The 14,045-nt window shown below is 67.0% G+C and carries 7 protein-coding genes; 6 read left to right on the top strand and 1 reads right to left on the bottom strand.

Translation table 11 applies throughout. The features are described 5' to 3' along the window. Nucleotides 1-77 precede the first annotated feature (77 nt). On the bottom strand, nucleotides 78-1,433 hold the full coding sequence (gene gdhA, locus E7773_RS01410; RefSeq protein WP_293987213.1) for an NADP-specific glutamate dehydrogenase: 1,356 nt from the start codon (nucleotides 1,431-1,433) through the stop codon (nucleotides 78-80). Nucleotides 1,434-1,562: 129 nt separating this feature from the next. Between gdhA and E7773_RS01415 the strand changes: the two genes are divergently transcribed. The 6 genes from E7773_RS01415 to E7773_RS01440 all read left to right on the top strand — a co-directional run bounded on the left by E7773_RS01415 (nucleotide 1,563) and on the right by E7773_RS01440 (nucleotide 13,979). Further along, nucleotides 1,563-3,206, top strand: coding sequence for an acetolactate synthase large subunit (locus tag E7773_RS01415; protein ID WP_293987215.1), 1,644 nt, complete (start codon nucleotides 1,563-1,565; stop codon nucleotides 3,204-3,206). Continuing rightward, a complete protein-coding gene (locus E7773_RS01420) occupies nucleotides 3,206-4,642 on the top strand; it encodes an aldehyde dehydrogenase family protein (protein WP_293987217.1) in 1,437 nt (478 codons plus the stop codon). The genes E7773_RS01415 and E7773_RS01420 overlap by 1 nt, the downstream gene beginning before the upstream one ends. A gap of 85 nt (nucleotides 4,643-4,727) precedes the next feature. Further along, nucleotides 4,728-6,104, top strand: a complete 1,377-nt coding sequence (locus E7773_RS01425) for a multiheme c-type cytochrome (RefSeq protein ID WP_293987219.1) — start codon at nucleotides 4,728-4,730, stop codon at nucleotides 6,102-6,104. After that, nucleotides 6,101-8,068, top strand: a complete 1,968-nt coding sequence (locus E7773_RS01430) for a heme-binding protein (RefSeq protein ID WP_293987221.1) — start codon at nucleotides 6,101-6,103, stop codon at nucleotides 8,066-8,068. The genes E7773_RS01425 and E7773_RS01430 overlap by 4 nt, the downstream gene beginning before the upstream one ends. A 176-nt stretch (nucleotides 8,069-8,244) precedes the next feature. Further along, the gene (locus E7773_RS01435; RefSeq protein WP_293988183.1) at nucleotides 8,245-10,038 is read left to right on the top strand and encodes a hypothetical protein; all 1,794 of its coding nucleotides are present in this window, start codon (nucleotides 8,245-8,247) and stop codon (nucleotides 10,036-10,038) included. Nucleotides 10,039-10,076: 38 nt separating this feature from the next. Beyond that, entirely contained in the window at nucleotides 10,077-13,979 is a 3,903-nt protein-coding gene (locus E7773_RS01440; RefSeq protein ID WP_293988186.1) for a hypothetical protein, read from the top strand. The last annotated feature ends 66 nt before the right edge of the window (nucleotides 13,980-14,045 follow it).

Here is a 14,045-nt window from a genome sequence, read left to right on the forward strand (position 1 = left end):
TCGAAGCACGTGTTCAGCGCACGCCCTTCGACAAGCTCAGGGCAAACAGCGTGGGCGTGCGACGTGAGGACCGGTGCCTATATGACTCCATACGCCAGCATAGCGTCAGCCACTTTCTTGAACCCCGCGATGTTCGCGCCCTTCACGTAATCGACATAGCCGTCCGACACGCGCCCGTGCGCCACACAGCGATCGTGGATGCCCGCCATGATGTCGAGCAGCAGTTGCTGCAGCTCGGCTTCCTTCCACGAGCGGCGCTCGGAGTTCTGGCTCATCTCCAGCCCGGACACCGCGACCCCGCCGGCGTTCGACGCCTTGCCCGGCGCGTAGAGGATCTTCGCCGCCTTGAAGACGTGCACCCCGTCGAGGTCGGTCGGCATGTTCGCGCCTTCGGCCACCGCGATGCAGCCATTCTCGACCAAGGTCCGCGCGTCGTCGCCGAGCAGTTCGTTCTGCGTTGCGCACGGTAGTGCGACGTCGCACGGCACGCCCCATGGCGTCTTGCCCGCGACGAAGCTCGCGCCCTTGAACTCGGCGACATAATCTTCGATCCGACCGCGCCGCTTGGTCTTGTGCGCCTTCACCCAGTCGATCTTGTCCTGCGAAATGCCGTCGGGATCGTGGATGAACCCGCCCGAATCGCTGAGCGTGAGCACCTTGCCGCCGAGCTGAGTCACCTTCTCCGCCGCGTGCGTCGCGACATTGCCCGAGCCGGAGATGACGGCGGTCTTGCCCTTCAGATCTGTCCCTCGCGTCGCGAGCATGTTGGCGAGGAAATAGACCGCGCCGTACCCGGTCGCCTCGGGCCGGATCAGCGAGCCGCCATATTCGAGGCCCTTGCCCGTCAGCACGCCGGTGAACTGGTTGGTGATGCGTTTGTACTGGCCGAACATATAGCCGATCTCGCGCCCGCCGACGCCGATATCGCCCGCCGGCACGTCCACGTCGGCGCCGATATGGCGGTAGAGCTCGGTCATGAACGACTGGCAGAAGCGCATCACCTCGTGGTCGCTCTTGCCCTTGGGGTTGAAGTTCGCGCCGCCCTTGCCCCCGCCCATCGGCAGGCCGGTCAGCGAATTCTTGAAGGTTTGCTCGAACGCCAGGAACTTGAGCACGCTCTCGGTCACCGACGGGTGAAAGCGGATGCCGCCCTTGTAGGGGCCGATCGCGTTGTTGTTCTGGACGCGCCAACCGCGCTGGACGCGGATGTTGCCACTGTCGTCCTCCCAGCAGACGCGGAAACTGACCACGCGGTCGGGCTCGGCGATGCGGCGCAGGATCTGGTATTCGTGATAGTCGGGTTTGTCGGCGATGAAGTCGAAGATGTCCTCGGCAACTTCCTGGACGGCCTGGACGAATTCGGGTTGGCCCGGGTTGCGCTTCTTCACACCCTCGATGAACCGCGACAGGTCGACATGATCGCTGCTGGCCATTCCCAACTCCCCACGGATTGTGACGCACGCGACCGCGCTCCGATTTATCGGAGTCGCATTCTTCCTATAGCAGCTCCCTTCACGCCCGTAACGATCTGCGGCATGATCGCGTCACAAGGGGGACCGGCAATGACCAAAGCGTCCGACCTGTTCGTCGAGTGCCTCGAGCGCGAAGGCTGCGAATACGTCTTCGGGGTGCCCGGCGAGGAGAATCTCGATTTCCTCGAATCGCTCCGCACCAGCAAGATCAAGCTGATCCTGACGCGCCACGAACAAGGCGCGGGGTTCATGGCGGCGACCTATGGTCGGCATACGGGGCGGACCGGCGTGTGCCTGGCGACGCTCGGGCCGGGCGCGACTAATTTCGTGACGGCGGCGGCCTATGCCCAGCTCGGCGGGATGCCGATCCTGATGATCACCGGGCAGAAGCCGATCAAGAAGTCGAAGCAGGGGCGGTTCCAGATCCTCGACGTGGTCGACATGATGCGGCCGATCACGAAGTACACGCACCAGCTCGCCTCGGCCGACAATATCCCCAGCCGCGTGCGCGAGGCGTATCGGCTGGCCGAGGAGGAAAAGCCCGGCGCGACGCACCTCGAATTTCCCGAGGATGTCGCGGACGAGCAGACCGACAGCCGCCCGCTGACGCCCAGCCTCGCGCGGCGTCCCTCCGCCGAAGAGAAAGCGGTGCGCGCAGCGGTCAAGAAGATCGAGGCGGCCAAGGCGCCGATCCTCGTCATCGGCCAGGGCGCCAACCGCAAGATGACCGGGCGGATGCTGCTCCAGTTGGTCGAGAAGACCGGCATCCCGTTCGTCACGACGCAACTCGGCAAGGGCGTGATCGACGAAACGCACCCGCGCTTCGTCGGTTGCGCGGCGCTGTCGGCAGGCGACTTCGTCCATCGCGCGATCGAAGCGGCGGACCTGATCGTCAACATCGGCCACGACGTGATCGAGAAGCCGCCCTTCTTCATGAAGAATGGCGGGACCGAAGTCGTCCACGTCTCGACGCGTTCTGCGGAAGTGGACCCGGTCTATTTCCCGCAAGTCGAGGTGATCGGCGACATCGCCAACGCGATCTGGCAGATCAAGGAGGACATCGTGCCCAGCGCGGGGTGGAACTTCGACGCGATGCTCGCGGCGCACAAGGCGGAGGCCGAGCACACTGCGAGCCTCGACGGCGACGCGCGCTTCCCGATCTTCCCGCCCTATCTGGTGCGCGAAATCCGCAAGGCAATGCCCGGCGACGGGATCATTTGCCTCGACAATGGCGTCTACAAGATCTGGTTCGCGCGCAATTACCCGGCGCGGCAGGCGAACACGGTGCTGCTCGACAATGCGCTGGCGACGATGGGCGCGGGACTGCCCTCGGCGATGGCCTCGGCGATGGTCTATCCCGACCGCAAGGTGATGGCGGTGTGCGGCGACGGCGGGTTCATGATGAACAGCCAGGAAATGGAGACGGCGGTCCGGCTGAAGCTCAACCTGACCGTGCTGATCCTCAACGACAGCAGCTACGGCATGATCCGCTGGAAACAGGCGAACATGGGGTTCGCCGATTGGGGCCTGACCTATGGCAACCCCGATTTTGTGAAATATGCCGAGGCTTATGGCGCGCACGGGCATCGCGTGGAGAGCGCCGAGGGCCTGCCCGGGTTGCTCACGCAGTGCCTCTCAACCGAGGGCGTGCATCTAGTCGATTGCCCCGTCGATTATGCCGACAACGACCGCATCCTCAATCGCGAGGTCAAGGAATTGTCGAAGGCGCTGTGATGGTCACGCTCAAGGACACCTATCCGCTCTACCTCGCCAACAAGGCGGAGCAACCGAACACCGATCTGGAGGTGACCGACAAGTTCACCGGCCAGGTTGCGTTCCGTTGCGCGCAGGCCGACGCCAAGACGATCGATGCCGGGATCGCCGCGGCGGTCGAGGCGGCCGAGCCGATGGCGCGAATGGCGGCGTACGAGCGCCAGGCGGTGCTCCAGTATTGCGTCGATCGCTTCAAGGAGCGGTTCGATGAACTGGCCTACACCCTGTGCGTCGAAGCGGGGAAGCCGATCAAGGATAGCGAAGGCGAGGTCGGCCGGCTGATCGACACGTTCCGCATCGCCGCCGAGGAAAGCGTGCGGATGACCGGCGAGGTCCAACCGCTCGACATCTCGCCGCGCGCCAAGGGCTATCAGGGGATGTGGAAGCGCGTGCCGATCGGACCGTGCAGCTTCATTTCGCCGTTCAACTTTCCCTTGAACCTCGCCGCGCACAAGATCGCACCGGCGCTTGCGGTCGGATGCCCGTTCGTGATGAAGCCGGCGAGCCGCACGCCGCTCGGCGCGATCATCATCGGCGAGGTGCTGGCCGAGACCGATCTGCCCAAAGGCGCCTTCTCGATCCTGCCCGCGCATCGCGACGGGGCGGATTTGTTCACCGAGGACGATCGGTTGAAACTGCTCAGCTTCACCGGCTCGCCCGATGTCGGCTGGGCACTCAAGGCCAAGGCGGGCAAGAAGAAAGTCGTGCTCGAACTCGGCGGCAACGCGGCGTGCATCGTCGACCGCGACGCCGATCTCGACGACGCGCTCGAGCGCGTGATCTTCGGCGCGTTCTACCAATCGGGTCAGTCGTGCATCGGGGTGCAGCGGATTATCATCCACGCTGACGTGTACGACCGCTTCCGCGACATGCTCGTCGCCAAGACCAAGACATTGGTGTCGGGCGATCCCAAGGACCGCGATACCTTCATCGGCCCGATGATCGACGTGAAGGAAGCGAGCCGGCTCGACAACTGGATACAAGAAGCGACCGCGAAGGGCGCGACGTTGCTGTGCGGGGGCAAGCGCGACGGCGCGATGCTCGACGCGACCTTGGTCGAGAATTGCCCGCGCGACACCAAGCTCTATCGCGAGGAAGCGTTCGGCCCCGTCGCGATCCTGTCCAAATTCAGCGACTTCGCTGACGCGCTCGACGAGGTCAACGACAGCAAGTTCGGGCTCCAGGCGGGCATCTTCACGCGCGACTTGTTCCAGTCGCTCGACGCGTGGGACCGGCTCGACGTCGGCGGCGTGGTGATCAACGACGTGCCGAGCTACCGCGTCGACAACATGCCCTATGGCGGGGTCAAGGATTCGGGCCTCGGCCGCGAGGGCGTGCGCTTCGCGATGGAGGACATGACCGAGATCAGGAATCTGGTCATCCGCCGCCGGTCCTAAATTGACTTTTCGGCCCCTCAAACGGATCATGCCGCGAGGCCGGCGGCAGACCGGCGCTACGGGCGCGGAGCGAGCGGAGGCTGTGTTGGGGGAACGCGCCAGGGTCGATGCGTTGTGGCAGGCCGGCGTGCCGGTTGTCGCGCTGTTCCTGCTCGTGTTCGCGGTCATCGCGCACCCCTCACCCGCGCTATCCACCGCGTTCGCGGCACCGGCGTCGCCCGAGGCCGGCGCGACCGGCGTGGCGTCGTGCGCGGGATCGACGTGTCACGGCCGCGAGGAACCGACCGGCGCCGTCGTACGCCTCGACGAGCTCAAGATCTGGCAGGACGAATCCTCCCCCGCCGGGGCGCATAGCCGCGCGTGGCGCGTGCTCGGCGAGCCGCGCGCGCGCGCGATCGCCGCGCGGCTCGGCATCGGCGATCCGCAAAGCGCGGCCGTCTGCACCGGCTGCCATGTCGGCGCCGGCGCGGCGCGCCCGTCGGAGGGCGTCGGGTGCGAGGGATGCCACGGCAACGCCGCGAACTGGCTCGCGAGCCATTATGCGGTCGGCGGGTCTCACGCGAACAACGTCGCGCGCGGGATGCGCGCGCTCGACCAGCCGGCGGTGCGCGCCGCGATATGCCTCGACTGCCATTACGGCAGCGACAAGAGCGGGCAGTTCGCGGAGCACCGCATCATGGCCGCCGGGCATCCGCGCCTGTCGTTCGAGCTCGACCTGTTCTCGACGCTCGAAAAGCATTGGAACGAGGATGCCGACTACGCGCAACGCAAGCGCGCGCCGAGCGCCGCGACCTTGTGGGTGGTGGGCCAGGCGATGGCGCTCGACCGCGCGCTGGGGCTATTCGCGAACGACCGGTTGGCCAATCGCGGGATGTTCCCCGAACTCTATTTCTTCGATTGCCAGAGCTGCCACCGGCGCATCTCCGACGAGCCCAGCTATCGCCCTTCGTCGCCGACGAACCCGGGGCGCGATACGCCGATCGGCACGGTGCCGTTCCAGGACGAGAACATGATCATGCTGGCGGCGGCGGCGCGGGTGGGCGCGCCCGACCTCGCCAGCCGCTTCGTGGCCGACAGCATCGCGTTCCACAAGGCGATCACCGTGAGCCGCCCCGCCGCGCTGGCCGCCGCGGCGCGGTTGCGCAGCGATGCGCGCGCGCTCGCCGACCGATTGTCGGGGATCGGCACGCGCGAGGTGTTCGCGATGATCGCCGCCTTGTCCGACACCGTCACGGCGCCGCGCTTCACCGATTACGAGGGGAGCGTGCAGGCGGTGATGGCGGTCGACACCCTTCTGTCGTCGCTGTCCGATGCCGGCGCGGTGTCGCGCGCCGACGTCGCGCGGATCCGGCCGTCGATCGACCGCGCCTATGCCGCGACGCACGACCCCAACGCGTACAATCCTCTGGCCTTCCGCACCGCGTTGCGCACCGCGACCAACGCGATCGGGGGATTGCGGTGAGGCCGAAGCGTTCGGTCGCCGGACTTGCCGCCACCGCGCTGGTACTCGGCTCATGCGGCGGCGGCGGAACGAGCGGTGGCGGATCGACAGGCTCGACACCGACCCCCACGCCGAGCGGACCGACCAGCTATTACACCGCGCCCGCGCAAGTCGCGCTGACCAGCGCGGAGGTCGGCACGATCGTGGCTCAGGCAGTCGCCGAGGCGAAAGCGCGCAACCTGGCCTCCGACATCGCCGTCACCGACCGCGTCGGCAACGTGCTCGCGGTGTTCCAGATGACCGGCGCGCGCGCGACCGCGACGATCCCGCTGCCGCCGAGCGGGGTCGGGATGGACGCGCAGGGCGTGACCTTCCCCGCCCCCGCCGGCGCGATCGCCAAGGCCATTACCGGCGCCTATCTGTCGAGCAGCGGCAACGCCTTCACCACGCGCACCGCGTCGCAGATCGTCCAGGAGCATTTCACCCCCGGCCCCGGCAGCCTAGGACTCGAGAGCGGGCCGCTGTTCGGGGTGCAGTTCAGCCAATTGCCCTGTTCGGACCTGTCGGCGCGGTACCAGTCGGCGGGCGGCACGGGGGCGCTGATCGGGCCCAAAAGGTCGCCGCTCGGCCTATCCGCCGATCCCGGTGGAATCCCGCTCTACAAGAACGGCGTCGTGGTCGGCGGGATCGGGGTAATGGGCGACGGCGTCTACGGCCTCGATCCCAACACGCTCGATGTCGACAACGACGCCGAGGAATTCATCGCGCTCGCGGGCCAGTCGGGCTTCGCGCCGTCCGCGGCGATCACCGCCGACCGCATCGTCGCCGGCGGGGTGTCGCTGCGCTATACCGATGCCACGACCACCGGGCTTTCGGTGAACCCGGCGAGCGCGCCCGGTTTTGCCGCGATCAACGGCACCGCAGGCAGTCTGATCACCGTGCGCGGCTATTACGGCGAAAGCGGCCCGCCCGCGCTGCTCGCCGGGCAGGCTTACGGCAGCGAAGCGTCCGGCATCCGTGCCGCGACCACGGCGGAGTTCGACAATCCCGATGCCTTCGTCCTCACCGACGGGTCGGGGCACGACCGCTTCCCGTTGCGTGCCGGGACCGATGGCGCCGCTGTCGCGCACCCGCTGACGGCGTCCGAAGCCAGGTCGATCCTGCAGAACGCGTTCACGATCATGCGCCGCGCGCGCGCCGCGATCCGCCAGCCGCTCGACAGCCGCGCCGAAGTGTCGATCGCGGTGGTCGATACCTATGGCGCGCCGCTCGGGCTGGTGCGCTCGCCCGATGCGCCGATCTTCGGGACCGACGTCGCGCTGCAAAAGGCGCGCACCGCCGCGTTCTTCTCCAACCCCGCGGCCGGCGCCGATCTATCCGCCAACGCCAGCGCCGATGTCCGCGCCTTCGTGACCGCGGCGCGTAATTTCCTCGGCGATCCCTCGGCACTGACCGGCAAGACCGCCTTCACCGACCGCGCCAACGGCAACCTCTCGCGCCCCTTCTATCCCGACGGCGACGACGGCAAGCCCAACGGCCCCTTCTCGCGCCCGATCGCGCAGTTCAGTCCCTTCTCGACCGGGCTCCAGTCGGCGCTGATCATCGGCAATCTGGGCCAGCATCTCGGCTATGTCGGCGGCGGTGCGAGCGACACCCCGGCGCGCTGCACGACGCTGCCCGACGCGGTGGTCGGACAGAACCGGTTGCAGAACGGCATCCAGATCTTCCCCGGATCGGTGCCGATCTACCGCGACGGTGTGCTGGTCGGCGGGATCGGCGTGTCGGGCGACGGCGTCGACCAGGACGACATGATCGCGTTCCTCGGGCTCTACAATGCGGGGCTGGAGGTCGGATCGATCGGCGAGGCGCCGGCGGCGATCCGCGCCGACCAGCTGACGCCGCAGGGGGTGCGGCTGCGCTACGTCAACTGCCCGGTCGCGCCGTTCCTCGACACGAGTGAACAGAACGTCTGCAACGGTAAATGAAACGCGCGCTCCTCCTCGCTACCGGGGTCGCGCTGGCCTCGCCCGCCTGGGCACAGGACGCGCCGACGACCGATGCGGCGCGAACGACCAAACCGCCGCCCAAAAGCTCCGACACGATGACGCCGCCGCCCTCGGCGCAGCTCGAACCGCCGCCGCCGACCCCTGCCGACGACAAGATGCTTGAGCCGCAGCCGATGGAGCCGCCGGATACACTCGACCAGGCGCTGATCCCCGGCCGCCGCCGCCCGGGCGAAATCCAGGGGCCGTTGCCGCCCAAGATCACGCAGGACAATGTCGGCGCGGTGCGCGCGCCGAACGACGCATTGTTCCCAAACGGCGAATTCCCGCTGCCCGACCGCTGGCGGCTGGCAACCGCGCTCTGCCCCGAACAATTGTATCGCGCGATCCAGGCGATCTGCCGCTCGCCACTCGACCCGTATCACCAGAGCACGATCAAGGGCGACCGCCCGCTCGACCGCAGCAAGTTGCGCTGGCTGCCGATCCGCGGCGACGACTGGTTCTTCGTCGCATCGGGCGTGTCGGACACGGTGATCGAGCCGCGCTCTTTCCCCACACCGGTCGGCACGCAGACGACGTCGCGCCCGGGCAGCCTCGACAGTTTCGGCCGCTCGTCGAGCCTGCTCGCCGCGCAGACCTTCGTCGTCGGCTTCTCGCTCTACAAGGGGCAGACGACGTTCAAGCCGCCCGAGATCGAGTACCGCCTCTCGATCGCGTACAATTACAATTACACGCTGGTGAACGAAAGTCGCATCCTGTTCGTCGACCCGGCCAAACCCCCGCATCGTAACGACACGTTTCTGGGCGTGCAGGAAGCGTTCGTCGATTATCACATCCGCAACGTCAGCGACCGCTACGATTTCGACTCGATCCGCGTCGGAATCCAGCCGTTCCAGGCCGATTTCCGCGGCTTCCTGTTCAACGACCAGAACCTCGGCATCCGGCTATTCGGCAACCGCGACAACAACCGTTTCCAGTACAATCTCGCGCTGTTCTGGCGGCTGGAGAAGGACACCAATACCGGGCTCAACGACCTCGGCCAGACGCCGCGGCGCGACTGGGTCGCGATCGCCAATCTGTACCGGCAGGATTTCCCCGTGCCCGGCTTCACCAGCCAAATCATCGCCGCGCACGACCGCGACCGCGAGGGCCGCGAATTCTATTACGACAAGAACGGATTTCCGGTCCGCCCCGCGCTGATCGGCGACCAGCGGCCGCGCGATTACGACATCACCTATCTCGGCTATAACGGCGACGGGCATTTCGGGCGGGTCAACCTGACGCTGTCGGCCTATGCCGCGCTCGGCCAGGACCGGAACAGCGTGTTCACCTCGCGCCCGGCCAAGGTCCGCGCGTTCTTCCTCGCCGCCGAGCCGAGCTACGACATCAACTGGGCGCGCTTCCGCCTGTCGTTCCTCTACGCGAGCGGCGACAGCAATCCGTACGACAATAAAGAAACCGGGTACGACGCGATCCTCGAAAACCCGATCTTCGCCGGCGCCGACACGAGTTACTGGATCCGCCAGTCGATCCCGTTCGCGGGCGGCGGGCGAGCGATCGGGATCAACGGCCGGAACGGCGTGCTCGCCGACCTGCGCTCGTCGAAGGACGAGGGACAGTCGAACTTCAACAATCCCGGCACGATGCTGATCGGCGCGGGCGCGGATTTCGACCTGACCACGGCGCTGCGCGTGTCGACCAACGTCAACCGGCTGTCGTTCGCCGACACCGCGGTGCTGCAGGCGCTGCGCAACGAAGGCAGCATTCCGCGGTCGATCGGGATGGATTACTCGGTCTCGGCGATCTGGCGCCCCCACACGACGCAGAACATCGTGTTCCGCGCCTCCGCCGCGATGCTCCAGGCGGGCGACGGGTTTCGCGACCTCTTCACTCAGTCGAACGGCAGCGGGCGCTATTTTTCGGTGCTCGCCAATGCGATATTGACCTTCTGATGCGGGGGCCGCGCTTCCTTCTGATCGTGGCGGCGACGATGCTGTCGCTGGCGACGGGAAGCCGCGCGCTGCTGGCGAAGAGCGAGGTCGGCGAGGCGGTCAAGCGCAGCTACGTCGCCTATCCGCCCGCCCCGGCCAGCGAGACGCCCGCCGATGCCGAGGCGAAGAGCGCCGGATGCCAGAGCTGCCACACTGCCACCGACCAGAAATCGATGCATCTGACGCAGGCGGTCGTGCTGGGCTGCGCCGATTGCCACGGCGGCGATCCCACCGTCGCAATCGCGCCCGGCACCGCGCCGAGCGACCCACGCTACACCGCGGCGCGCGACAAGGCACATGTGCTCCCGCGCTACCCCAAGGCATGGAACTGGCCGAGCCCGGCCAACCCGCAACGCAGCTACACCCTGCTCAACCGCGAGGCGCCCGAATACATCCGCTTCGTCAACCCGTCCGATTATCGCGTCGCGCGCGAGGCGTGCGGCGCGTGCCACTTGTCGATCATCCAGGCGAACGAACGCTCGCTGATGGCGACAGGCGCAATGTTCTGGGGCGGCGGGAGCTACAACAACGGCGTCCAGCCGTTCAAGAACTACATCTTCGGCGAAGCGTTCACGCGCGACGGCAAGCCCGCCAAATTGCTCTCCCCCGGCCAACCGGTCGGCACCGTCACCGGCCCGCAAAAGGCCCGCGGCGCGCTCCCGCAACTCTATCCGCTACCCACGTGGGAAGTCATGCCGCCGGGCGACGTGTTCCGCGTGTTCGAACGCGGCGGGCGGATCAACGGCACGCAGTTCGCCGAGATCGGCCTCCCCAACCCCAGCGGCAGCATCCAGAGGCTCGACGAGCCCGGCCGCCCCGACCTGCGCCAGTCGAACCGCGGCCCCGGCACCGGGCTGCGCATCGCGATCCCCGTGCTCAACATCAACAAGACCCGGCTCAACGATCCCTATACCTGGATGATCGGGACCAACGACCAGCCCGGCGATTACCGCCAGTCGGGCTGCGCGGCGTGCCATGTCGTCTATGCCAACGACCGCGATCCCAAGCACAGCCTCGTGTACGCGCAATATGGCCGCGACGGGCAGACCGCGACCGTCGACCCGACGATCGCCGGGCGGATGCAGCCCTTCCCGGGCGGGGATACCAAGGAACCCGGCCATCCAATCCAGCACAGCTTCACCCGCGCGATCCCGACCGCGCAGTGCATGACGTGCCACATGCACCAGCCCAACGTGTTCCTCAACTCGTACCTCGGCTACACGATGTGGGATTACGAGACCGCCGCGCCTTTGATGTGGCCGGGCAAGCAGCGCTATCCCAGCGCCGCGTTCGTCCGCGCGGTCAACGAGCGCAACCCGGAGGGCGCCGCAACACGCGGCAACTGGGCGGACGTGAATTTCCTGCGCCGCGTCGTCGACGACGTGAACCCGCTCGCCACCGACACCCAGTTCGCCGACTATCACGGCCATGGCTGGAATTTCCGCGCGGTCTATTCGCGCGACCGCGAGGGCAATCTGCTCGACGGCCAGGGCAAGATCATCTGGCCCAACGACCCGGAGAAGTTTCGCAAGGCCGGCATGGGGATGTTCGCGCCGGTCGGCGAGCAACTCGGCAAGGCGGTCCATCTGATGGACATCCACGCCGAAAAGGGGATGCAGTGCGCCGATTGCCACTTCGCGCAGGACAGCCATGGCAACGGGCTGATCTACGGCGAGGTCGCCAACGCGATCGAGATCGGGTGCCAGGATTGCCACGGCACGCCCGATGCCTTTCCGACGCTGCTGACCTCCGGTCCCGCCGCGCCGCCAAAGGGGCACGACCTCAGCTTGTTGCGCAATCCCGACGGCGAGCGCCGGTTCGAGTGGCAGACGGACGCCAACGGCGAGCGGACGCTGATCCAGCGGTCGGCGGTCGATCCGAAACTGTGGTGGCGGGTTAGCCTGGTGAAGGAGACGGTCGACCGCGACAGCAAGTATTTCAACGCGGCGGCCGCGCGGGCCAAGCTGATGTCGAAGGACGGCGCCGAGACTGGACGCTTCACCTTCGGCTCGGGCGTGCCCATGTCGATGCGCGCGCACGATCCGGGCAAGATGACGTGCTACACCTGCCACCTGTCGTGGACACCGTCGTGCGGCGGATGCCACTTGCCGATCGAGGCGAACTGGAAATCCGAAACGCACATTTACGACCGCGAGGAAACGCGCAATTTCGCAACCTACAACCCGCAGGTCGCGCGCGACGACATGTTCCAGCTCGGCATCCACAGCACGACCAAGGGCAATGCGATCGCCCCGGTGCGAAGTTCGTCCGCGCTGATGCTGTCGTCGACCAACATCAACCGCGAGCGGATCTACAGCCAGCAGCCGCCGATCTCCTCGATCGGCTTCTCGTCCCAGGCGTTCGCGCCGCATTTCCCGCACACGGTGCGCACCGTCGAGACCAAGAAATGCACCGATTGCCACCTGTCCGCCGCGAACGACAACAATGCAATCATGGCGCAATTGCTGTTGCAGGGGACCAATTACGTCAATTTCGTCGGGCTCAATGCGTGGGTCGGAATGGAGGGCGGGATCGAGGCGGTGCGTGTGACCGAATGGTCCGAGCCGCAAGCGGTATTCGGGTCATACCTGCAACGCTACGCCTATCCCGATTTCTTCAAGCTGCATGTCGAGCGCAACAACCGCGAACTGATCAACTGGACGCGCGGGCCGCTGATCGACGGCAAACTGTCGGGCGAGCGCGACCCGCCCGAGACGATCGGCAACATCGCGCGCGGCACCGACGGCGCGGCGCGCTGCCTGCAATTGCGCGGCGAATATATGTTCGTGGCGGAGGGCAAGGGCGGTTTCCGCGCCTATGACGTCGCGTCGATCGCCAACAAGGGCGTGTCGGACAAGATCCTGACCGCGCCGGTCTCGCCGCTCGGGCAAGACACGCACGTCAAGACGACCAACGCGACGTGCATGGCGCTGCCGACCGATCAGGCGATCGCCCCCTTACGCAACACCCCCGCGATGCGGGCGGCGAACCAGGAACAGCCCTTCGCGCCGATCTATCACTATGCCGCGATCACCGACTCGGTCGAAGGGCTGATCCTGGTCAACGTCGACACGCTGGCCGATGGCGAGCCACGCAACAATTTCCTGAAGCGCGCGGTCACCTGGAATCCGAACGACGTGTTGAAAGGCGCGCGCCACATCACGCTCGCGGGCAATTTCGCCTATATCGCGGCGGACGCGGGGGTGGCGGTGGTCGACCTCGCCGATCCGCTTCGCCCGCGGCTGACCGCGATGATCCACGTGCCCGATCCGCGCGCCACCGCGCTCCAGTTCCGCTATCTGTGGGTGACGACGGCGCGCGGGCTCGAGGTGTTCGACGTCACGCACCTCGACCGCCCGGTCGGAGTGCCCAACGCCGTCGTCCCGCTGGCAGATGCGCGGCGAGTCTATGTCGCGCGGACCTATGCCTATGTCGCGGCGGGCAAGTACGGGCTGGTGATCGTCAACGTCACCAATCCGGAGGCACCGGTGGTGTACGATCGCGTGACGCTCGACGGGCGACTCAACGATGCGCAGGACGTGGTGATCGGATCGACCAACGCGTCGCTGTTCGCCTATGTCGCCGACGGGCGGAACGGGCTGAAGGTGCTCCAGCTGACGTCGCCGTCGAGCCAGCCCAATTTCTACGGCTTCTCCCCCGCGCCCAAGCCCGAGCTGATCGCCTGGGCGCGTACCCCCTCGCCCGCGCTCGCCCTGTCGAAAGGGCTCGACCGCGACCGCGCGGTGGACGAGACCGGCGGGCAGATCGCGGTGTTCGGCCGGCTCGGCTCACGCCCGTTCACGCGCGCGGAGATGGAGCGCTTCTTCCTCAACCGGCGCGGCGTGCCGTGGAGGGTCGACGACGAACCCCACCTCGAGGATTGGGTCGGCGGCGGGCGCTGATCTCAAGCCCCTCCCCTTTAGGGGAGGGGTTGGGGTGGGGCAGTCACGAGCGGCGGTCTCTGCGAG

Source organism: Sphingomonas sp. (assembly GCF_004799495.1).
Classification (GTDB): Bacteria; Pseudomonadota; Alphaproteobacteria; order Sphingomonadales; family Sphingomonadaceae; genus Sphingomonas.